This window comes from Bowdeniella nasicola (assembly GCF_900107735.1).
Lineage (GTDB): Bacteria > Actinomycetota > Actinomycetes > Actinomycetales > Actinomycetaceae > Bowdeniella > Bowdeniella massiliensis.
The window spans coordinates 1-21,626 of sequence record NZ_FNQV01000016.1 but is presented as its reverse complement, the minus strand read 5'-3'; the positions used below and the strand labels follow the sequence as shown (position 1 = coordinate 21,626).

The 21,626-nt window shown below is 64.4% G+C and carries 21 protein-coding genes; 9 read left to right on the top strand and 12 right to left on the bottom strand.

Going from position 1 to position 21,626, the window contains the following annotated elements; genetic code table 11:
* Positions 1-89: 89 nt before the first annotated feature.
* Positions 90-1,709 carry an HNH endonuclease signature motif containing protein gene (locus BLU67_RS10870; RefSeq protein ID WP_092565858.1) on the bottom strand — a complete coding sequence of 540 codons (1,620 nt, stop codon included), beginning with the start codon at positions 1,707-1,709 and terminating at the stop codon, positions 90-92.
* Between the two features lie 278 nt (positions 1,710-1,987).
* On the opposite strand from BLU67_RS10870, the gene BLU67_RS10865 reads away from it, so the two are divergent.
* Positions 1,988-2,797, top strand: a complete 810-nt coding sequence (locus BLU67_RS10865) for a class I SAM-dependent methyltransferase (RefSeq protein ID WP_092565856.1) — start codon at positions 1,988-1,990, stop codon at positions 2,795-2,797.
* A 63-nt stretch (positions 2,798-2,860) separates the two neighbouring features.
* Positions 2,861-3,754, top strand: a complete 894-nt coding sequence (locus tag BLU67_RS10860) for a KPN_02809 family neutral zinc metallopeptidase (protein WP_143027425.1) — start codon at positions 2,861-2,863, stop codon at positions 3,752-3,754.
* On the opposite strand, the gene BLU67_RS10855 is transcribed toward BLU67_RS10860, so the two are convergent.
* Genes BLU67_RS10855 through BLU67_RS10820 form a run of 8 tightly spaced genes read right to left on the bottom strand, consistent with a single transcriptional unit; the run spans position 3,751 to position 11,228 of the window.
* Positions 3,751-4,992, bottom strand: coding sequence for a CapA family protein (locus BLU67_RS10855; protein ID WP_176780791.1), 1,242 nt, complete (start codon positions 4,990-4,992; stop codon positions 3,751-3,753). The genes BLU67_RS10860 and BLU67_RS10855 overlap by 4 nt on opposite strands.
* A 21-nt stretch (positions 4,993-5,013) precedes the next feature.
* Complete coding sequence (locus BLU67_RS10850; protein WP_092565852.1) at positions 5,014-5,343, bottom strand: metal-sulfur cluster assembly factor; 330 nt, start codon at positions 5,341-5,343, stop codon at positions 5,014-5,016.
* Between the two features lie 4 nt (positions 5,344-5,347).
* Positions 5,348-5,800: a Fe-S cluster assembly sulfur transfer protein SufU gene (gene sufU, locus BLU67_RS10845; RefSeq protein ID WP_092565850.1), complete on the bottom strand. Its 453-nt coding sequence runs from the start codon at positions 5,798-5,800 to the stop codon at positions 5,348-5,350.
* Positions 5,800-7,071, bottom strand: a complete 1,272-nt coding sequence (locus BLU67_RS10840) for a SufS family cysteine desulfurase (RefSeq protein WP_092565848.1) — start codon at positions 7,069-7,071, stop codon at positions 5,800-5,802. Before BLU67_RS10840 ends, sufU begins: the two co-directional genes overlap by 1 nt.
* Positions 7,071-7,829 carry a Fe-S cluster assembly ATPase SufC gene (gene sufC / locus BLU67_RS10835; RefSeq protein WP_092565846.1) on the bottom strand — a complete coding sequence of 253 codons (759 nt, stop codon included), beginning with the start codon at positions 7,827-7,829 and terminating at the stop codon, positions 7,071-7,073. Before sufC ends, BLU67_RS10840 begins: the two co-directional genes overlap by 1 nt.
* A gap of 9 nt (positions 7,830-7,838) precedes the next feature.
* Positions 7,839-9,038: a Fe-S cluster assembly protein SufD gene (sufD, locus tag BLU67_RS10830; RefSeq protein WP_222842483.1), complete on the bottom strand. Its 1,200-nt coding sequence runs from the start codon at positions 9,036-9,038 to the stop codon at positions 7,839-7,841.
* 2 nt (positions 9,039-9,040) lie between these two features.
* A complete protein-coding gene (gene sufB / locus BLU67_RS10825) occupies positions 9,041-10,486 on the bottom strand; it encodes a Fe-S cluster assembly protein SufB (RefSeq protein WP_092565842.1) in 1,446 nt (481 codons plus the stop codon).
* Positions 10,476-11,228: a helix-turn-helix transcriptional regulator gene (locus BLU67_RS10820; protein WP_092565919.1), complete on the bottom strand. Its 753-nt coding sequence runs from the start codon at positions 11,226-11,228 to the stop codon at positions 10,476-10,478. The genes sufB and BLU67_RS10820 overlap by 11 nt, the downstream gene beginning before the upstream one ends.
* 142 nt (positions 11,229-11,370) lie before the next feature.
* On the opposite strand from BLU67_RS10820, the gene BLU67_RS10815 reads away from it, so the two are divergent.
* Genes BLU67_RS10815 through BLU67_RS10795 form a run of 5 tightly spaced genes read left to right on the top strand, consistent with a single transcriptional unit; the run spans position 11,371 to position 15,047 of the window.
* Entirely contained in the window at positions 11,371-12,288 is a 918-nt protein-coding gene (locus BLU67_RS10815; protein WP_176780790.1) for an ABC transporter ATP-binding protein, read from the top strand.
* Positions 12,285-13,004 (top strand): ABC transporter permease, encoded by a 720-nt coding sequence (locus BLU67_RS10810; RefSeq protein WP_092565838.1) that lies wholly within the window; start codon positions 12,285-12,287, stop codon positions 13,002-13,004. Before BLU67_RS10815 ends, BLU67_RS10810 begins: the two co-directional genes overlap by 4 nt.
* Positions 13,005-13,027: 23 nt before the next feature.
* Positions 13,028-13,984: a COX15/CtaA family protein gene (locus BLU67_RS10805; RefSeq protein WP_222842482.1), complete on the top strand. Its 957-nt coding sequence runs from the start codon at positions 13,028-13,030 to the stop codon at positions 13,982-13,984.
* 45 nt (positions 13,985-14,029) lie between these two features.
* On the top strand, positions 14,030-14,731 hold the full coding sequence (locus BLU67_RS10800; RefSeq protein WP_092565834.1) for an AzlC family ABC transporter permease: 702 nt from the start codon (positions 14,030-14,032) through the stop codon (positions 14,729-14,731).
* Positions 14,721-15,047, top strand: a complete 327-nt coding sequence (locus BLU67_RS10795) for a branched-chain amino acid transporter permease (protein ID WP_092565832.1) — start codon at positions 14,721-14,723, stop codon at positions 15,045-15,047. The genes BLU67_RS10800 and BLU67_RS10795 overlap by 11 nt, the downstream gene beginning before the upstream one ends.
* Position 15,048: 1 nt before the next feature.
* Here the strand turns inward: BLU67_RS10795 and BLU67_RS10790 are convergent, their stop codons facing one another.
* Positions 15,049-15,513, bottom strand: coding sequence for a pyridoxamine 5'-phosphate oxidase family protein (locus BLU67_RS10790; RefSeq protein WP_176780789.1), 465 nt, complete (start codon positions 15,511-15,513; stop codon positions 15,049-15,051).
* 37 nt (positions 15,514-15,550) lie between these two features.
* Positions 15,551-16,156: an NUDIX domain-containing protein gene (locus BLU67_RS10785; protein WP_092565917.1), complete on the bottom strand. Its 606-nt coding sequence runs from the start codon at positions 16,154-16,156 to the stop codon at positions 15,551-15,553.
* A gap of 1,058 nt (positions 16,157-17,214) precedes the next feature.
* Between BLU67_RS10785 and BLU67_RS10775 the strand changes: the two genes are divergently transcribed.
* Entirely contained in the window at positions 17,215-18,267 is a 1,053-nt protein-coding gene (locus tag BLU67_RS10775; protein WP_143027423.1) for a hypothetical protein, read from the top strand.
* Here BLU67_RS10775 and BLU67_RS10770 read toward each other — a convergent pair.
* Positions 18,251-19,903, bottom strand: a complete 1,653-nt coding sequence (locus tag BLU67_RS10770) for a CTP synthase (RefSeq protein WP_092565824.1) — start codon at positions 19,901-19,903, stop codon at positions 18,251-18,253. The two genes, BLU67_RS10775 and BLU67_RS10770, sit on opposite strands and share 17 nt — an antisense overlap.
* 498 nt (positions 19,904-20,401) lie before the next feature.
* On the opposite strand from BLU67_RS10770, the gene BLU67_RS10765 reads away from it, so the two are divergent.
* On the top strand, positions 20,402-21,601 hold the full coding sequence (locus tag BLU67_RS10765) for an IS110 family RNA-guided transposase (protein WP_092562778.1): 1,200 nt from the start codon (positions 20,402-20,404) through the stop codon (positions 21,599-21,601).
* Positions 21,602-21,626: the final 25 nt, after the last annotated feature.

The window sequence follows — 21,626 nt, the reverse complement described above, 5'->3', positions numbered from 1 at the left end:
GCGAAGCGAGCGCGTATCGAGCCGGTTATTTTCGCCTCTGGGCATGGCTAATGGCCCACACTGAGCGTGCGGGCCATACCTGTGGGTTGTTAGGCGGCGCTCGCGCCGCTGTTAGGTAGATCCGGCGTTCCGGCTCTCACATCGCGAATGGTGATGGGCTCGCGGTAGGCCTTGTAGCGGTCGTGGATGATCGGCCGCTGCAGCGGATCGACGCGTTCGGGTGGGATGAGCTCGGGGGTTCCGGCTTCGGACATGCGGATCCGCCAATGCTCGGTATCCCCCACGTCGTGTTGGACCTGGCGGTGGTGGTGGGCGCACACGAGGACAACGTTGCCCAGCGAGGTTGGCCCGCCTCTCACCCACTGCTCGATGTGGTGGGCTTCGCATCCCGTGGCGGGCACAGTGCACCCCGGGAAGACGCAGCCACGATCCCGCACCGTGAGTTCGCGCCGGAGTTTGGCGCCGACCGTTCGGCTTCTGGAGGTGGAGCCGCGGGGAACGCCCTGCTCGTCGAGGTCGACGAACATGATTTCGGCGTCACAAGCGAGCAGTCTGAGATCCAGGGCTGACAGGCGGATGCCGGTATCGGTGGTTCGGTGCCAGTAGCGCGAGGCCGTCGTGCGTAGGGCGTCGACCATGGCCCGTGCGCGGGCGCGGATCTCGCTCTCACTGCGAGCGAAGATAGCGCCGGCGCCGGCGCTGGCGGCGTGATTGTCGCCTACCTGGGAATCGGATGGCGTCGTGGGCGCCACAGAGTCGAACACGGCAGAGAAGAGATCGTCAGCGACACTGGCTTCGCTCAATTCGTCGTCGGTAATGCCTAGGAGCTGGCAGTTCTCCGCCAAGATCTGGCGGAAGTCGGCGGTGATGACGATGCGGGGCCTATCGCCGCCGAGTACCGGCGAGCGGCTACCAATCTGGTCCTCGGCGATGACCTCGAGGAAGGCGTCTGCGCGGTACTGGGCGATCGTTGCCTCGCCGGTACCTTCCTCGGAGTTAGTCGTGGCAAACTTTGCTTGCGCTCGCGCGTTGAGGACAGCGAGGGCGCCGAGGGCGCTTGCCGTCGGGAATGCCGCGTTGACGTAGGTCATCGAGCCATCGAAGCTCTGGGATACCTTGAGGAAGCGTGCTTCGTGGTTGCGCTGCGCTTTGCGGGCGGCTTCTTCCTCTTGCGTTTGGAGGGTTTCAGCGGCGATTCGTTCTTGCAGCTCTCTGGCCCTGGCGCGGAACGTATCGGGATCGTGCTCGCGCGCCATCTGCACGAGGGCCTCTTCGCAGATGTCGAGAATCTCGGGATGAGCAAGGGCGTGCGGGTCCTGCTCGATTGTCTCCATGGCGGCAACCGCGATCCGGCGGTGGAATTCCGTCATCGACCCGGCTCGGACGGCTTCGACGAAGCGTTGGTACTTTGCGGTCTTCTTCGCGTCCTTCACCATGGAGCGCGCGACGCGCTGCGGCACATTGCTCGTGTGGCGTACCCAAGATGAGGTGGCAAGCCCGGTGGCGCGCGTTGTCGTCTCATCCTTTTCGAGCTCGGCGAGCAGGTCCGTCTTCAAGCCCGCGAGTTCGGATTCAATATCCATGAGGAGTTTCATGACGGCGATCCGCTCGTCGTCGCTCCCACCGGACATGTGGGACGCGCGAAGCGGCCGCAGCTGCGCTAGGACGCTGCTGAGGCTTTCGTGCATCTCGCCGGGCGGGTAACTCATACGTCGATCGTACGAGTGTTCGAATCAAACTTCAATGGTGAGAATTAAATTTGGGCTCATCTACCACTCGCGGCTGCCAGGTGGCTGGGGATAACTGGCGATGTCGACATTGGCGTGAGTGACTGTCCACAGGGTGGATGGCTGGCGTGGTGCGAACGGGTTGGCATCGGGGTGCTGGCCGCGGGTTTTTGAGCATTTTGTGGATTCTCACGGCCAGGTTGTGGGGGTTCGCCAAGGGGGCGGGCTGCGTGGGTGTGCGCGATTCGTAGACTGGGCAGGTGACACATGAGGAGCAGCAGGCGTTGCAGGCGGTGGGAGCATCGCGCCGGGATCGGCGCACGCGCCTGCAGCGGGCGCGCGCATTTCAGGTGGCCGATGAGACCTACGAACGCTTTCGGCCGGAGTATCCCGAGGCGATCGTTTCGGCCGTCGCGGCGCGGGCGCCCCACGGGGGCCACGTCGTGGATTGCGGCGCCGGGACCGGAAAGTTCACGAGACTGCTCGCGGCGCGCGGCCTTGATATCACCGCGATTGAACCCGCGGCCGCGATGGCGGATCAGCTGCGTAGGACCTGTGACACTCCCCCGCTGGCCGCGCGGGTGCGCGTCGAGCAGGCGCGTGGCGAAGAAACGGGACTGCCGGAGAGCTGCGCCGACGTCGTGACCTATGCGCAGGCCTGGCACTGGGTCGATGAGCAGGCCGCGGCGGCGGAGGCGGCGCGGATCCTTCGGCCGGATGGCACGCTCGCGCTCATCTGGAACCAGTTCGCGACCGATGTGCCGTGGGTGCACCGGCTGACGCGGATCATGCGCAGCGGGGACGTGCACCTCACGCGCGGTTACCGGGACCTGCCGCCGTACTTCGGCGTGCCCGAGCGCATTACGTCGTCCTTTAGTCAGCGGCTGCTTCCTGATGAGGTCATGGCGCTGGCGCGTACCCGTTCCTCGTACTTGGCGGCTAGCGCCGCGACACGCGCGAGAATGCAGGACAATCTTCGGTGGTACCTGCGCGATCACCTCGGCTACGGCGAGGCGGATCCGATCGAGTTGCCCTATACCTGTGTGGCGTGGCTGTACAGACGTGACTAAAATTAGGTGACCAGTCTTTTGGCTTGGCTGGGCTAGCACCAGCGCTGACACGGGTGAGGAAACATGACCTTTAACGAGGGGATCCGGACCAATCCGGGACGCGGAAGTTCGTCGCGCGGTCGCGGTGGCATGGTGGCCGGCGGTGTCGGTGGCCTGGGCGGCCTGCTCTTGCTCCTGCTGTACATGTTCATGGGCGGGGATCCGTCCAGCGCGCCGATCGGGCCCGGCGCCGGCGGGGGTGGTGCCCAGGAGGAGCAGACCGACGTCCTGGAAAAGTGCCAGACCGGCGCGGATGCGAACAAGTACTCGGAGTGCCGGGTGCTCGCCACCGTCGAGTCGCTCGATGAGGTGTGGAAGCCGATCCTGCCTAAGGAGGCGGGACGCAACTACCAGCAAGCCGACTTTAGGATCTTTACCGATGCGGTGAACACCGGCTGTGGCTCGGCGTCGTCGGCGACGGGTCCGTTCTACTGCCCCGCCGATGGCACCGTCTACATCGACGTCAATTTCTATGACGCGCTCGAAACCAAGCTCGGGGCCAAGAACGAGCCGCTCGCGCAGGAGTACATCATTGCGCACGAGTGGGGCCACCACATTCAAAACCTCACGGGCCAGCTGCGCCGCGTCGACCACAATGATACGGGTCCGGCTTCGACGATGGTGCGCAGCGAGCTGCAGGCCGATTGCTATGCGGGTATTTGGGTGCACCACGCTGCCAATTCCGTCGACCCGGAAACCGGCGAAACCTTCTTGAAGCCGCCCACCGAGCAGCAGATTAACGATGCGCTGGCCGCGGCGGCTGCCGTCGGCGATGACCGGATCCAGGCGCAGCAGGGCCGTGTCTCACCGGAGACGTGGACGCACGGCAGCGCGGAACAGCGCCAGAAGTGGTTCGTGCAGGGCTACAAGCACGGCACGATGCAGTCCTGCGATACGTGGAGCGTGCAGCAGCCCTAGCGCGTTGGCTCGGTGATGAGCTCGACGCTCGCCTTGCCGGTGGGTGCCGTGGTGTTCATGAGCTCGCTTCCCATGACGGCCAGCAGCGCCTCCCAGCGCTTGGTGATGCGCGAGGCCTCGAGCGTGAGGCCCTCGGGGCGCTTGCCCTGGTGCAGCGGCGCGAGCAGGTACTGGGTGCGACCGGCGGCCAGATCCATCGTGACCGGCGTGTAGGTCATCGCTTTGACAGTGGCGGCGGTGTCATCGGCTTCGATCGCGAGTTGGACCATAACGCCGGTGGCGGTCTCCCGTGTGCAGCAGTTTTCGTCCTGACCGGAGTAGAAGTTGCCCGTGGAGTAGACGACGGGCACCTTGGCGCCGCCTGGGCCGGGAAGGCTCTCGATCTTTTGCGGCACGTGCGGGTGCGTCCCGATGATGGCGTCGACGGCGCCCGATTCGGCGAGGGCGCGGGCGAGCGTGACCTGTTCGTCGTTGGGCTGCATCTGGTATTCGATACCCCAGTGCGGGCTGACGATGACGATGTCGGCGCCGGCGGCCTTGGCGCTCTTGGCGGCCTCGAGCATGTCCTCGAGCATATTGACGGCTTGGAAGCCCTGCGCCTTGCCCGGATCGGGCAAGCCGTTCAGGCCGTAGGTGCCCGAGACGTGCGCGACCGTAACCGTGCGTCCGTCCTTGGTGAGGCGGTAGTAGGCCGGGGAAAGGCGCTCGGCCTCGCTGCGGCCCGCGCCCGTCGCGCCAAGCTTGTGCTGATCGAACAGGTCGAGCGTGGTTTTCAGGCCATCCCAGCCGCGATCGCCGGTGTGGTTCGTCGCGATCGTACAGCCATCCCAGCCGAGGGTTTTCAGATCGCCGATGAGCTCCGTGGGCGCGCCGAACATCGGATAGCCCGAGGGTTTCGTGCCCTTGGGCGCGATGGGGATTTCGAGCGAACACAGCGCGAGGTCGGCGCCCTCGACGAATGGCCGGGACGCGGCCATTTTCGGCACGAAGTCATAGGTGCCGTCGGGCTTTTTTGCGGCTTCATACACCGAGGTATGCGGCAGGATATCGCCCGCGGAGACGACCGTGAAAGTCGTTGGGGGGACCTCGGTGTTGCCGTCGGAGGGCCAGGGGCTCGCGTACGGGGTCGTCGCCGATGGTGTTGGGGACGCCGGTGGCTGCGTCGGGGCCGTGCTCGTGCACGCGGCAAGGAGCGTCGCGGCAAGAGCCGGAGCGAGGAAAACCAGGCGGGACTTCACCTCGCTAGAATACAGCTAGAACTAGACGTTGAAGCCGAGTGCGCGCAGCTGTTCGCGGCCCTCGGGGGTGATCTTGTCGGGCCCCCACGGCGGCATCCAGACCCAGTTGATTCGCGAATCCTTGACGAGGCCTTCCAGGCAGGAATACGTCTGATCTTCGATGACGTCGGTCAGCGGGCAGGCGGCTGAGGTGAGCGTCATATCGATGACGGCCGTGCCGTCGGTTTCGAGGTTCACGCCGTAGACGAGGCCGAGGTCCACGACGTTGATGCCGAGTTCCGGGTCGATGACGTCGCGCATCGCTTCTTCGATGTCGGCGGCAGTCACGGGGCTGGGGGTCTGCTCAGTCATGTCGTTATTCTTCCTTACCTTGGTCGGCGTCGGCGATGGCCTCCTTGAGCGCCATCCAGCCGAGCAGCGCGCACTTGATGCGCGCCGGGAACTTGGCGACGCCCACGAAGGCGGAGGCGTCGTCGAGTTCATCGAGTTTGGTCTCGTCGAAGACGCCTCGCGAGTGCATCATCTCGGTGAAGACGTCGGAGAGGTGATCGAAGGTTTCGCGGGATTGCCCGCTCGTCATGTCGTGCATGATCGACAGGGAGGCTTGCGAGATCGAGCAGCCCTCCCCCTCGTAACCGATGGCGGCGATGCGATCGCCATCGAGGCCGACGCGCAGCAGCACCTGGTCGCCGCATGTCGTGTTGACCTGGAAGGATTCACCGTCGTAGTCGGGCAGCAGGCCCGCACCGTGGCGGGCCTTGGAATGATCGAGGATGATCTGCTGGTAAAGCTGTTCCATCGCATCCATTAGGCGGTTCCTTGGAAGAAGGGTAGGACGCCGGCGAGGCGGTCGGCGAAGCGGTCAATATCGGCGCGCGAGGTGTAGGGACCAATCGAGGCGCGCGTGGATGATTGTACGCCGAGGGCGCGGTGCACGGGTTGGGCGCAGTGGTGGCCGACGCGAACGGCGATGCCGGCGGCATCCAGGTACTGGCCGACGTCGTGCGGGTGGACATCGCCGAGCTGGAAGGCGACGAGGCCCAGCCGCTCGCCGCTCTCGGGCCCGATGATGCGCGTGCCGGGCACAGCACGCACGGCGTCGAGCAGGTAATCGCCAAGCTCAAGATCGTAGCGCGCGACGTTATCCATCCCCAGTCCGCGCAGGTAGTCGATCGCGGCGTTCAGCCCCGCGATCTGCGCCGTCATTTGCGTGCCGGCTTCGAACTTCATCGGCGCGGGCATGAAGCGCGTGGCCTCGGCCGTCACGATCGCCACCATCGAGCCGCCCGTAATGAAGGGCGGCATCGCGGCGAGCAGGCTGGAGCGGCCAAAGAGCACGCCGACGCCCGTCGGCCCGAGCATCTTGTGCGCGCTCATGGCCGCGAAATCGACCCCGGAGGCTTCCAGGTCGAGCGGCAGGTGCGCCGCTGACTGGCAGGCGTCCATGACGGTCAGTGCGCCTCGCGCCTTAGCGGCCGCGACCATCGCCGCGACGTCGGTGAGCGCGCCCGTGACGTTGGAGGCCTGGGTGAAGGCCAACACGCGGGTGCGCTCGGGCAGCTCGGCGAGCGCGGCGTAGTCGATCGTGCCATCGGCGAGCACCGGCACGACGTGGAAGTCCGCGCCGGTGCGCGCGGCAAGCTGCTGCCACGGCACGAAGTTCGCGTGATGTTCGGCCTGGGTGACGGCGATCGTATCGCCCTCGCGGATGAGCAGACGCTCATCGACGCTGCCGGGCTTTAAGAGTTCGTCGATCGAGGCGTTGAGCAGCGAATAGGCGACGAGGTTGATCGCCTCGGTCGCGTTCTTCGCCCAGATGATCTCATCGGTGCTCGCGCCGACGAAGGCCGCGAACTTCGCGCGCGAGCCCTCATAGATTTCCGTGGCCTCGACGGCCACCTGGTGGGCGCCGCGGTGTACGGCGCCGTCCAGGCGGGCGTAGAAATCGGCTTCAGCGTCGATGACGCATTGCGGTTTCAGCGACGTGGCCGCCGAGTCCAGGTAGGTCAGCGCGACGTCGCCGAGGTTGCGCTCCAACGCGGGAAAGTCGGAGCGCGGTGCCACGGGCGACGTCGGCATTACTTGGCCGCCTGCAGGAAGCGGTCGTAGCCTTCGGCCTCGAGGCGCTCGGCGAGCTCGGGGCCACCCTGCTCGACCATGTGGCCGTCGACGAAGACGTGGACGAAGTCCGGCTTGATGTAGTTCAGGATGCGCGTGTAGTGCGTGATGAGCAGGATGCCGGTGTCGGCCTGCTCGTGCACGCGGTTGACGCCCTCGGACACGACGCGCAGCGCGTCGATGTCCAGGCCCGAGTCCGTCTCATCCAGGACGGCGAACTTCGGGTGTAGCAGGTCCATCTGCAGGATCTCGTGGCGCTTCTTCTCGCCGCCGGAGAACCCGGTGTTGACGTCGCGGTTAGCGAAGTCGGGATCCATCCGCAGCCGCTCCATGGCTTCCTTGACCTCACCGATCCACGTGCGCAGCTTGGGCGCTTCGCCGTCGATCGCGGTGCGCGCCGTGCGCAGGAAGTTGGACACGGAGACGCCAGCAACCTCGACGGGGTACTGCATCGCGAGGAACAGGCCCGCGCGGGCGCGCTCATCGACGCTCATCTCCAGGACGTTTTCGCCGTCGAGGTAGATCTCGCCCTCGGTCACCTCATATTTGGGGTGGCCGGCCAGCGAGTAGGCCAGGGTCGACTTGCCGGAGCCGTTGGGGCCCATGATGGCGTGAATCTCACCGGAGTTGATGGTGAGGTTGACGCCCTGCAAGATCTTTTTCGGTCCGTCGTTGGTCTCGACCTGGACGTGGAGGTTCTTGATTTCAAGAGTGGACAATTCTAATCCTTACTTAACGAGGGCCATGGTCTGGTCGAGTTCCGCTTCGATGGCGGCGATGAGGCGGTCTTGCACCTCGGGTACGCCGATGCGGTTGATGAGTTCGGCGAAGAAGCCGCGCACGACGAGGCGGCGGGCGAGGTCTTCGGGTACGCCGCGGCTCATGAGGTAGAAGAGCTGCTCATCATCAAAGCGACCGGTCGCCGAGGCGTGTCCGGCGCCGGCGATCTCGCCGGTCTCAATTTCGAGGTTGGGCACGGAGTCAGCGCGCGCACCTTCGGTCAGCAGCAGGTTGCGGTTCAGCTCGTAGGTGTCGGTACCGGTGGCGTCGTGGCCGATGAGGACATCGCCGACCCACACGGCGTGCGCATCCTTGCCCTGCAGCGCGCCCTTGTACGTCGCGTCCGAGACGCAGTTGGGCAGGCGGTGCTCCATGAAGAGGCGGTGTTCGTGGTGCTGGCCGGCGTCGGTAAAGTACAGGCCGAGCAGTTCCACGTCCGCGCCTTCGCCCGCGAATTCGACGTCGGTCGTCAGGCGCACGAGGTCGGCGCCAAGGGTGACGGCGATGTGCTTGACGACGGCGTCCTTGCCCGCGGAGATGCGATGCGCGGCAGCGTGCACGGCGTCCTCATCCCATTCCTGGGTCGTGACGACGGTGAGATTTGCGCCCTCGGCGACGTCGATCTCGACGGTCTGGGTCAGGCGCGCAGTGCCGGTGTGGCGCAGCACGACGGTCGCGGTGACACCCTCGGTGATGTTGAGGGTCAGGTGCTGGGCCGCGGCCTCGCTGGAGTTTCCGACAATCTCAAAGACGTAGGGGCGCTCGAGCGATTCGCTGATCGTCACGCACGTCGGGGTGCCGCGGTTGGCCCAGGCGACGACCGCAGTGCGGTCGGACGGGGCGCCGACGGAACCCACGCACGGGCAGGAGTCGAAGACGACATCGAAGGGCAGGTCCGCGGCGCCCTCATCCAGGCGCACGCCATCGAAGGTGATGTCCGGCGCGCTGCCAGTGAGCTCATCGGCGAACAGGTCCGCCATTCGCGCGATCGGCGTGAAGCGCCAATCTTCTTCGCGGCCGCCGGGAATCGGGAACGCCGACAGCTCGAAGGAACGGGGCTTGTCGGCCTTATCCGCGGCGGGCGCGCTCCCGTGGGAGTGATCGCCCGCGAGGGTTGCGCGGGAGTGGTCGGTTGAAACTTGGGTCACGGTTAGCCCACGGATCCTTCCATCTGAAGTTCAATGAGTCGGTTGAGCTCGAGCGCGTATTCCATCGGGAGCTCGCGCGCGATGGGCTCGACGAAGCCACGCACGATCATCGCCATCGCTTCGGTTTCTTCCATGCCGCGGCTCATGAGGTAGAACAGCTGATCCTCGCTCACCTTCGAGACGGTCGCCTCGTGGCCCATCTCGACGTCGTCGACGCGCACATCGACATACGGGTAGGTATCGGAGCGGGAGATCTGATCGACGAGCAGCGCGTCACAAAGGACATTGGACTTGGAGTGCTTCGCGTTTTCCATCACCTGGACGAGGCCGCGGTAGGAGGAGCGGCCACCGTTACGCGCCACCGACTTCGAGACGATGGACGAGGAGGTGTGCGGCGCCATGTGGACCATCTTGGAACCGGTGTCCTGGTGCTGGCCTTCGCCGGCGAACGCAATCGACAGGGTCTCACCGCGGGCGTGCTCGCCCATGAGGTAGACAGCCGGGTACTTCATCGTCACCTTGGAGCCGATGTTGCCATCGACCCATTCCATGGTGCCGCCGGCTTCCACCGTCGTGCGCTTGGTGACGAGGTTGTAGACGTTGTTCGACCAGTTCTGGATCGTCGTGTAGCGAACGCGTGCGTCCTTCTTCACGATGATTTCCACGACGGCCGAGTGCAGCGAGTCGGTCTTGTAGATCGGGGCGGTACAGCCCTCGACGTAGTGCACGTAGGAGCCCTCGTCGGCGATGATGAGCGTGCGCTCGAACTGGCCCATGTTTTCCGTGTTGATGCGGAAGTAGGCCTGCAGCGGGATCTCCACGTGGACGCCCGGCGGGACGTAGACGAAGGAGCCACCGGACCACACGGCGGTATTCAGCGCGGCGAACTTGTTGTCACCGGCGGGGATGACGGTACCGAAGTACTCCTCGAACAGCTCGGGGTGTTCCTTCAAACCGGTGTCGGTATCCAGGAAGATGACGCCCTGCTGTTCCAGGTCCTCGCGGATCTGGTGGTAGACGACCTCGGATTCGTACTGCGCGGCAACACCAGCAACGAGGCGCTGCTTTTCCGCCTCCGGGATGCCGAGGCGATCGTAGGTGTTCTTAATGTCCTCGGGCAGGTCCTCCCAGCTGGTGGCCTGCTTTTCCGTGGAGCGCACGAAGTACTTGATGTTGTCGAAGTCGATATCGGAGACGTTGGCGCCCCAGGTCGGCATCGGCTTCTTTTCAAAGAGCTTCAGGGCCTTCAGGCGGCGCTTGAGCATCCATTCCGGCTCGTTCTTCAACGCGGAGATGTCGCGCACGACCTCTTCGCTCAGTCCCCGGCGCGCGGAGGCGCCGGCGACGTCAGGATCGTGCCAGCCGTAGTTGTAGGCACCGATGGAGTTAATGATCTCCTCGTCGGTGCTGGGCGCCGGCTGGGGTGCCTGGCTGGTATCAGTGGTCATGATTTCCTTCCGAATCTCGGCGAGGGCGGATGAACAGCGGAACGTGGGTGGTGCACACGTGCTCCCCCGACGCGAGCGTCGCGAGGCGCTGGACGTGGACACCGAGCAGGGTAGAAAACGCTTGTGTTTCCGCTTCGCACAGTTGTGGGAAATTCTCGGCCACGGCTTGCACCGGGCAGTGTCCCTGGCACAGTTGCAGGGCGATGGAGCCTTCCCCGACGGGCCGTACCGTCGCGGCGTAGCCGTCGGCGGTCAGGGCTTCGGCCAGCGCCTCGGCGCGGGCGAGCGGGTCGGCGCCAGCGGCCTCGACCTGCGGCCGGTATTTTTCTGCCAGGCGCGAGAACCGTTCCTTGGCAAAGGTCTCAACAGCGTCCGCTCCGGCGATCTCGGCCAGTTGGACGAGGGCTTCGGAGGCGAGCGTCGAATACGGGTTTGCCGCTCCCCCGCGACCCTTGTCGGTTGCGATGAAATGGCGGGCGGGCCGGCCCCGACCGCGGGCACCCGCGGGTGCTGCTTCGTGGTCGGAGATCAGCTCGTGATCGAGCAGGATTGACAGGTGGCGGCGGATGGCCGCTGCGGTCAGCTCTAGGATTGAGGCGAGTTCGCGGGCCGTGATGGGACCGCGTTCAATAATGAGGTCGAGAATTCGGGCGCGAGTGGCGCCATCCTCGCTCAGCTCGCCATGCTCGGAACGGGCGAGAATCTCGGTCGCGGGAGTGGCTCCCGAGACGTTGTTGCTCATTGGGGCTTCCTCCTTCGCTTCCGACATAGGCAACATTGTTGTTGCATTATTCATTCCCAACAACCAAGGTATACCTTCGCAAGCCGAAGTACTCAAATTGGGACATAAGTCCCATGGGGCACGGTGGCCTAGGCTTGAGGGCGTGAGTCCTCATCCTGCCCTCGTGGTTTCTTCCCTCACCAAGGCCTACCGCTCGCGTCGCGTCGTCGACGATGTCTCCTTTAGCGCCGCCGCCGGTGAGATCACCGCGGTCCTTGGGCCGAACGGTGCCGGTAAGACGACGACCATCGAATGCTGCGCCGGGCTGCGGACGCCCGATTCCGGGCACATCGAGGTGCTGGGGCTGGATCGGGCGGCACGCGCGAATGCCGCGGAGCTGCGCTCGCGCGTCGGCGTCATGGTGCAAGAAGGCGGGCTGCCTCAGGCCCCCACGGCGGGCGCCGTCCTCGCTCACGTCGCGAAGCTGCACGGCCGGCCCGGGGCACACGTCGCGCTCGCGGAATCGCTGGGGCTGACCGATCGGCTTGCCACGGCCGTGCGGCGGCTGTCCGGTGGCGAGCGCCAACGGGTGGCGGTCGGCTGCGCGATGATCGGCGAGCCGGACCTGCTCTTCCTGGACGAGCCGAGCTCGGGAGTCGACCCGCACTCGCGGCGGGATCTGTGGCAGCTGCTTGCGGGCGTGCGCGATCGTGGGGCGAGCATCGTCGTGACGACGCACTTCATGGATGAGGCCGAGCATCTCGCCGATCGCATCGTCGTCATCGATGAGGGACGCATCGTCGCCAACGGCACCGTCGCGGAGCTGACCGCGGGCACGCTCGTGACCCTTGACGCGGACCTCGAGGGTGATGTCGTGGCCGAGCTTGCGGCGGCAGTTGGCGCCACCACGGTTGCCGGCGCCCGCCCGACGCTAGAGATCGCGGCATCGCAGGCCGAGGTCCTGCACCGGCTCACGGGAGCGCTGATGGAGCGCGGGTTCGGGCGCGTGGCGCTGGAGGTGCGGCCGCGGAGTTTGGAAAACGTCTTCTTATCGATCACGCGGACGGGAGCGGGCGCATGAGATTGGCCCTGGATCAGGCCTCGTGGGAGGCCCGCGCAATTTTTCGCAACGGCGAGCAGCTCATGGTTGCCTTCATCATGCCGATCATCGCGCTCGTGGCGCTGCTTCATATCGACGCGCTCGGCCTGCCCGAGCCGCAAAACGCCCATGCCCTCGCGGGCGCGCTCGCGATGGCCGTGATCGCCTCGTCGTTTACCTCGCAGTCGATCGCCGTGGCCTTTGACCGCCGGTGGGGTGTGTTGCGGATGTTTGCCACCACTCCCCTCGGCCCGCGCGGGCTGCTGGCGGGTAAGGCGATTGCCGTCGTCATCGTCGTTGCCGCCCAGGTCATCGTGCTGTGCCTCATCGCCGCGCTGCTGGGCGGGTGGCGGCCCGCCTCGGTGCTCTCGATCATCGCGATGGCCATCATGATCGCCCTTGGCACGGTGACGTTTGTGGCGCTCGGGATGTGCGTCGGCGGCACCCTGCGCACCGAGGCGGTGCTCGCCGTGGCCAATATTGGGTTCGTCCTCATGGTGATTGCGGGCGGCGTCCTCATGCCGGTCGGCAGTGGCCTGACCGGGTGGTTTTTGACCTTCACCCCGTTCGGTGCGCTCGGTGAGGGGATGCGGGCAGCGGTCCTCGGCGAGATCGCGCTGCTGCCAATCGTGGTTCAGGCGGCATGGGCGGCGCTGCTGTCGGCCGTCGCCGTGCGGGTGTTTCGCTGGGAGTCCTAGGCAAGCGCGGTACAGTGGAAGGCGTGAGTTCCCCCGTACATGACGCCGCCCAGCGGCGGTTCGCCATCGCCAACCTCATCGCCCAAATCGGCATCATTGTCACCGGCGGCGCCGTGCGCGTCACCGGCTCCGGGCTGGGGTGTTCGAGTTGGCCCATGTGCGAGCCGGGAGCCTTTACGCCCGTCTTTCACGAAGCCTCGAGCTTCCATCCCTTCGTCGAGTTCGGCAACCGCACGCTGACCGGCGTGCTGGGCATTATCGCGCTCGGCCTGCTGTGGTCGCTGTATCGCAAGGCTGCGCCGGCCCGCCCCGATCTGCGGCCCTATGCTTGGGCCGTGCTGATCCTCATTGCGATCCAGGCGATCGTGGGCGGCATGAGCGTTTGGGCGACGCTGCACCCGGCCGTCGTCGGGTTGCATATGGCGCTCTCGCTCGGACTTGTTTCGCTGTCGACGGTGCTCGTCTACCGCCTGTTCCGCCCGCGCCTGCAAGACGAGCAGGGCAATGTGAGCTTTACGGGCAGGCTGTCGCTCTCGGAGTCCGTCGTGCACATCGCGATCGCGGTGGTGACCGTCGTTGTGGCTCTGCTCGGCGTCGTCGTCACGGGTACCGGGCCGCACTCGGGGGATGCCGAGAAGCCCTACCGCTTCGCGATCGATCCGATCTTCATTACGCGGCTGCATGCTGTGGCGGCGTGGCTGCTGCTCGTCCTCGTGTTGGTGGCGTTGTACGCGGCCGCGAAGCGCTCCAAGGCGCAGGCCGGGCCCTGGCTCGTCGTGCTGGCAATGCTGGGGGCGCAGGGCGTGCTAGGCTATATCCAGTATTTTTCTGGCCTGAATCCGTTCCTCGTCGTCGCGCATATGCTCGGCTCGGGCCTGACCGTCGTGGCGATTACGTGGGCGATGGCCGCGGTCTATTCGCACCGCCTGGCGCCGATCGAGCGGGCCAGCGATATCGAACCGGTGGCCGCGTCCTCCTAGTGGACCGCGCCGCGCGCGAGGCTGCTAGCTTCCTATGCTTGCGGCATGACGGCGACGAGGTCGAGCGCGACGCGTCGCTCGGACATAGCGATGGGTTGGCACATAGCGATGCCGGCCTGCGCCGCCGTCCTGCCGCTCGGGGTAGCGCTCGGCGTGCTCGTCGTGAAATCAGGACTCGCCTGGTGGTGGGCGCCGATCTTCGCGGCGATTGTGTTCGCCGGCTCTATGGAGTTCCTCCTCGTGGGGCTGTTCGCGGCAGCCGCTCCCCTCACTCAAATCGCGCTCAGCACGCTGCTCGTGAACTTCCGGCACGTGTTTTATGCGCTGTCGTTTCCGCTGCATCGCGTGCGAGGCGCGGGGTGGAAGGCCTACAGCACCTTCGCGCTGACCGATGAGGCCTACGCCCTGACGACGGGGCCGGCGGCGCAGCGGTTTTCTCGCACCCGCATCATCGCGATCCAGGGTTTCTTCCATGCCTGCTGGGTGGCGTGTGTCACGCTCGGGGCGGCGCTTGGAAGTCTCATTCCGCCGTGGGTTCGCGGGTTGGAGTTTGCCGTGACGGCACTCTTCGTTGTGCTGGCCATGGAGGGGCATCGGGTGCAGCGATCACTTCGGATTCCGATTCTGGCGCTGGGTTGCGCACTGGTGGCACTGCTCATCAGTCGCGAGCACATGCTCCCGATCGCGATGGGGCTGTTCGTAGGTTCGTTGACGCTGGCGTATTGGGGCCGTCGCCGTGTCGCATAACCTGTATATCGCGAGCGGCGTCCTCACCGCTGCGGCAATCACCTGGGCGCTGCGGGCGGCACCGTTCGCTGTGCTGGCGCCCCTGCGCTCCTCGCAGCTGCTCGCCTTTCTCGCCCGCCACATGCCAGTGGGCGTGATGCTGATTCTCGCGGTCTACACGCTGCGCGACACTCCCCTAGCGGATGCCTCGGCGGTGATCCCCGCGGTCGTAGCGCTCGCCGTGACGGTCGGGTTGCAGTGGTGGCGGGGTTCGATGACGCTCAGCATGCTTGGAGGTACGGGATGTTACGTCCTGCTCGTCTCCGTGCTTGTGTGAGCTATGGCACAATTTCGCGGGTCTCGTGCTGACCTGGCGCAACGGTCATCCGGAAGCGCCGGGGTGGCTCAGCAGCCAGATCGAGCCAGTCGCACGATGTGACAGAGATGGCGACCCACGCAAAGTTCTCGATCTGTTCGAATCGCTCGCGCGTGTGTGGCGCGAGATCCGCCCAACGCTTCGCGCAGATCTCGGGATCGGCGACGATGTCGGCGGTGCCGCTGAGTCGGAGTTGCAGCATGCAATCCGGGTCGTAGAGCGCGAGTTCCACTGCAGGCCGTAGCTGGATGTCGCGAATCTTCGCCGATCGCACATCGGTCGCAAACGAGACCGTCGCCGCGCTGGGGTCGGCATCTCGGAGGATCACCGCGCGCACTCGTGGCTGCTCATCCGGATCCACCGTCGCGAGGAAGCCGGCGGTGAAGCCCGTGCGATCCTGGGTGGCGGGCGCGAGTAGGTCCCACACGTCGCTGGCTGACGGTGTGGTGCCTTTTGTGTCCTGGTCAGGCCTCATGTCCGCTCAGCCGGTAGTGCGCCGCGAACAGCGCGGTGACGGTTGTGGCGTTGCGGATCTTCCCACTCGTCACCGCATCGAGGGCACGCTCGATCGGCACCCAGGTGAGTTCGAATTCCGCTTCCTCGTCGTTGCGCTCAAAGGTCTCCTCCGACGCCTCAAGGTCGGTCGCAAGATAGATATGGATGACTTCGTTGGATCCACCCGGGCTGAGCGCAAGCGTCAGGAGTTTGTCTAGCCGCCCGGCCACGAGGTCGACTTCCTCCGCAAGTTCACGACGTGCCGTTTCCTTCGGGTCTTCCCCCTCGACATCGAGCAGCCCCGCCGGGACCTCCCATAACTCGCCTTCGACGGGATGGCGATACTGCTTAATGAAGGCGACCTCGTTCTCGTCATTGACCGCGATGACGGCGGCCGCCCCTGGATGTTCGACGACGTCGCGTCGAACCGCGTCTTTTCCGTCAAACAGCCGGACCTCATCGATCCGCACATTGACGACCTTTCCCTCAAAGGGCCGCGAACTGGATTCCACGGTCCGTCCCACGTGGAGACGGTCTTCGATGGTGGGCAGATGCGTTCCAGGCAGTTCAGTCATGACGCCATTATCGCGCGGATACCGATAGGACCACGACACAGGACCTGATTCCCCCTATCCAACAGATGGAGAGCCCACAATTGGGCCATGGGGAGCAGGACAGCGGCGTTCTTTGCCGCATCAGCAGTATCAAGTTTCGTTCTTAGCGGCTGCACGCCGAGCGTGGCTGATCGCGACACGGCATCGCAGCAATCAACAGGCTCCGTCCAGCAGCTCGATATCTCGCTGACGACCGAACAAACGGTGTCAACGTGGCGTTACGGGCGCGTGACACGGAGCGGGACTTCGAATCGATAACACCGGCCTCCGGGTTCAACCAAGAAATCCGCGCGACTAGTTCCCACCTCGTCAGGATCCAATATCCGATCGGATTCGGGGGTCACCAACGACGATGAAAGCCGAGTCGATGAGGTAGCGTTCCGCGACGGCGCCTTGAAGTCCTCCCGGATCAAAGCACCCGGTTACGCCTTTCACGGTAGCGAGCTGGAGATCTATGGCGATCGCGCTTATGCCATTGCGAGAAAGGACTCCGAGGTCTGCCTTGCGAGTTGGAAGCTTGGCGATGATCGGATGGCAACCCTCCATGACTGTTATCCCGAGGGCTTGGAGCATCTGACGGCCGGTGCTGCGGGACTGACCGCAAGGATCGGCGGCGATGGCGAGACGGGGAAAACTATCTCGCTCGTGGGAAATGCCGTTCCCGAGTCCCTCACCGCTTCTGCACGGGTATACCCGATGGAGGCCGAAGCGTACGTTGTCGGAGGCTCGGGCACGGAAAGCCACGAGCTTCGCCTCGTTGATTCCACGGGAGCCACCACGGTGGGCACAATTGCGCGAGACACCCACCCGGTTGCATGCGCCGGAAGCCTCTGGTTTATCGGACCCGTCGACGGCTCTTCCTCCCTCATGAGGGTCGATGGCGCAACGCCAACGCCCGTCAATAGTTCTTCTTCCAAGCAAAGTTCCACCGGAGCATCAATGGTTCTTTGCGCAGGAGATCGAGTTCTCACCGACAACGGCGAGGCTTTCCCTACCCCTAACGGCCAATGAGAGTTCCCATGCGTCATCGAATGTTTGCTATCGCGAGCGCCGCCGTCCTTCCACTGGTCTTTGCGGCGTGCACTTCCAGCACCACAGGCTCCACCACCGACCCAACTGAAACGCTGCCCAGCGAGACCACCGCCTCCAACTCAACTCCCTCGAGCACGTCGTCTCCGACACCGGATGCAGACACCGTCGAAGCGATCTCCCTACCGGGTGAGATTGAGTTCCTGGAGGTCCCTAAACCGAGCTCAGACAACTCTTACAACACGCTGGAATACGCTGTTCGAGAGGCAAAACCCGGCTCGAAGGAGCTGCGTATCGAGACCAATGAAGACGCCGCCCACGCCGTCGAAGTCAGCGGTTCGATTGTCGTTTTCAGTCAAAGTCAAGCCGACGAGAAGCAGGGCGATGTCATCGAAGAGATAACGATCGATGGCGACACTCTGCGCAGAACGCCCATGTCCTCGCCCGAGGGACAGAACTTTCGTTTTGCCGCCATCGCAGTTCTCGATGGAAAGGGCCAAGCGGTTACAAACGGGAAAAAGGGCTGGTGTGTGGCGACGTGGGACATCGGACGCGAGACCCAAGCAAAGCTCGTAAACTGTTACGACACTATCCTGTTCAAACTCACCGCCGGAACTACGGGAGTTACCGCGTTAGCAGCCGACAAATCAACGCATACGAGATCGATCATCTCCGTTGTTGGCGACGACGTCCCCGAGTCGCTAAAGACGTCGGAGCGCGTCTTCCTCACCGATTCTGGCCCTGTGGGCCAATGGTCTTCCGAGACTGGACCATCGACCCTAGTGGTCGATCGCGACGGTGCAGCCACCGAAGTCGCGCGATTCGAAGACATTCCCCCTCTCGCCTGCGGTAAGCACCTGTGGTACTCCGGGACCACTGACCTGGGACGCACGGGTCTCATGAAGCTCGAAGGCGCGGACCAGCGGCCCTATATCAATCCCGAATCCCGCGTGCAGTTATCGGGGGTCTCTGCTCTGCACTGCGCGGGCGACCGCCTCTTCGTTCAAGCCAACGAGCATTTAACGGTCATTCGCAATCCCTAACCGCGAGTGCTGTTGCCACGAGCCCGGAAAACAGCGGGTGCGGGCGCGTCGGGCGCGATTGGAACTCGGGATGGGCCTGGGTTGAGACGTAGTAGGGATGGACATCGCTCGGAAGCTCAACGAATTCCACCAACGTGCCATCGGGTGAGGTTCCAGAGATCACGAGACCCGCATCCTCCAGCCGGCTGCGGTAGGCATTGTTGACCTCATAGCGGTGGCGGTGTCGTTCGCTCACCTGGGTCGTCCCATACGTCCTCGCCACGACGGAGCCGGCAGCGAGTTCTGCCGGGTATGCGCCGAGCCGCATCGTTCCGCCCAGATCACCGCCGGCGATGATGTCTTCCTGCTCAGCCATGGTCGCAATGACTGGCTCTGTACTCTTTGGATCAAACTCGGTCGACGACGCCTCAGAAATTCCGAGGACGTTTCTCGCGTACTCGATGACCATGGCCTGCAGGCCCAGGCAGATGCCGAGGGTCGGGATCCCGTGAGTTCGGGCATGACGCAGCGCCCCGATCTTTCCATCGATCCCGCGGGAGCCAAAGCCACCCGGAACTAAGATCGCATCGACCCCGGCCAGCGCCAGAGCCGCACCCTCCGGAGTCTCGCATTCATCGGCGGTGACCCAGCGGATGTCCACGCGCGCGGAGTGCGCAAATCCGCCGGCGGCGAGCGCTTCCGTGACCGACAGGTAGGCGTCCTTCAGCTCGATGTATTTGCCGACGAGCGCAATCTCGACGCGGGCAGAGGGTTCGCGGACAGCCTTCAGAACCGCGTTCCAGTCTTGCCAGTCGACGTCCCGAAACTTCAGACCGAGTCGGCGCACGACGAACGCGTCGAGGCCTTCATCGTGCAGGACGGAAGGGATCTCGTAGATCGACGATGCGTCACGACACGTGACCACAGCATCACGATCGACATCGCACATGAGAGCGAGCTTCTTCTTCACCGAATCCGGCAGGCTGCGATCCGAGCGACAGATCAGCGCGTCCGGTTGGATACCGATCGACCGCAGCTGAGCCACGGAATGCTGCGTCGGCTTCGTCTTGAGTTCACCAGCACTCGGTAGGAACGGCACGAGGGAGACGTGAAGGAACAGGACGTTATCGCGACCAAGATCCTGGCGGACCTGGCGTGCCGCCTCCAAGAATGGCAGCGACTCGATGTCGCCAACCGTTCCGCCGATCTCCGTGATGATGACGTCGACAGACTCTCGGGCCTGGGCACGCATACGGGCCTTGATCTCATCCACAACGTGCGGGATGACCTGGACGGTGTCACCCAGGTAATCGCCACGGCGTTCCTTAGCGATCACCGTCGAGTAGACCTGACCGGTCGTCGCGTTCGCATCTCCGGTCAGGGAGATGTCCAGGAATCTCTCGTAGTGCCCAATATCGAGATCGGTTTCGGTGCCGTCGTCGGTCACGAATACCTCGCCGTGTTGGAACGGATTCATGGTGCCGGGATCAACGTTGACGTACGGGTCGAGCTTCTGCATCGCGATCGACAAGCCGCGCGAGCGCAGCAAGCGGCCAAGGGAGGAAGCGGTGAGGCCTTTACCTAAAGAAGATGCCACGCCACCGGTGACAAAGATGTGTGCCGGTTGGGCACTGCCGTGAGTGTTCGTTTCTACCACGGACCACCAGCCTATCGCGCGCTAGCTACCTGATGGAAGCAGCGGCGCGCCGCAGGCTGCGCTGACGGGAGTGATCCCCGCTGCGCGACTCGAGATTCCTTAAGTGAGGCACATTCGGCGTTGGAATCTAGTGTCGGCTTTTCCGGATATGATGAAGAACACTAACCATGTCTGTCGGAGGTTTTATCTAACTTCTGACGCCCCCTTTTTCCCTGCGTAAGGCATATTCATACGTTCTAATCCCCCTCCTTCGTGGCCAACTCCCGTTACATTTATTGGTAGGTCCTCACCAGAGGATCTGGTCGCTGGCCCTGGTATGGCTGTCTTGCCCTGTCATCGATGATCCGGGGGGTGTTGCCGCCAGGGGTCCAGGACGCGCGTTGACTGCTGATAGGGACACGGCCCGACTTCGGTTGAGGTCTCTTCGTAACGTGGGTGCCAGCATCGGGTGTCATGACACCAGCGGCCAGGGATACAAGCAGGACAAGGGAGCCTGTCATGACAACCGAATACGCCATCACACTGGGACTCGACGTCGGGAAGTCCACCCACCACGGATGCGCTCTCACTGCCGACGGGCAACGCGTGTACGACCGCGAGCTGCCCCAAGATGAGACCGCGCTGCGGAAAGTCATCACCAATCTTCAGCAGCACGGTTCGGTGCTCGTCGTCGTTGACCAGCCGAACACGATCGGGGCATTGCCGATCGCTGTCGCTCGCGATCTCGGCGCGGGAGTCGCATACCTACCCGGGCTGGCGATGCGCAAAGCCGCGGACCTGTATCCGGGACGGTCGAAGACCGACGCCAGGGACGCGTTCATCATCGCCGATACCGCCAGGACAATGCCACACACGCTCCGAGCCGTGGACCGCAACTCCGAGGTCTTATCGGCGCTGAAGGTGCTGTCCGGGTTCGACGAGGACCTCGCTCGCGAGTCGACGCGCGCGATCAACCGTCTGCGGTCCCTTCTGGTCCAGATCTACCCATCTTTGGAACGCGTTTTCCCTGGTGTCGTCCTCACCCGGGCGATCGTGTTGGATCTGTTCATCCGTTACCACGGACCCGCCGGACTCAAGGCTGCTGGGAAGGCCGGGGTGAAGCGGTGGGCACGTAACCACAGCAGGAAAGACCCGGGCCCACTCATCGACCAGGTTTTCACGGCACTGTCTGAGCAGACTGTCACGGTGCCCGGTGCAGAAGCTGTCGAGCTCGTCATCCCGAGGGTCGCAGCACAGATCAAAGAGCTCAAGCACCAGCGGGACATCGTTGCCGAAGAGGTCGAGAAGCTGGTCGACGACTTCCCTCTTTCCACGGTCTTGACGTCAATGCCGGGAGTCGGGGTCAAGACCGCAGCGCAGATCCTCCTGGCCGCCGGCGACATGTCCGCGTTCCCAAGCCCAGGACACCTGGCCGCCTACGCCGGGATCGCCCCAGTGACCCGACGGTCCGGGACGTCCATCCGAGGTGAGTTCCCCGCCCGCGCTGGGAACAAGCGGTTGAAGAACGCTTTGTTCCGGTCCGCGTGGGTCGCCTCATGCCACGACCCGCTGTCGAAGGCGTATTACGAGCGGAAGAGAGCCGAGGGCAAGCGCCACAACGCGGCGGTCATGTGCTTGGCGCGTCGCCGACTGAACGTCATGTACGCGATGATGAAAACAGGCACGCTATACGAGCCCCGAATCTCTGCAGCTGCTTGACAACCACCATAGGGACACCCCCCGA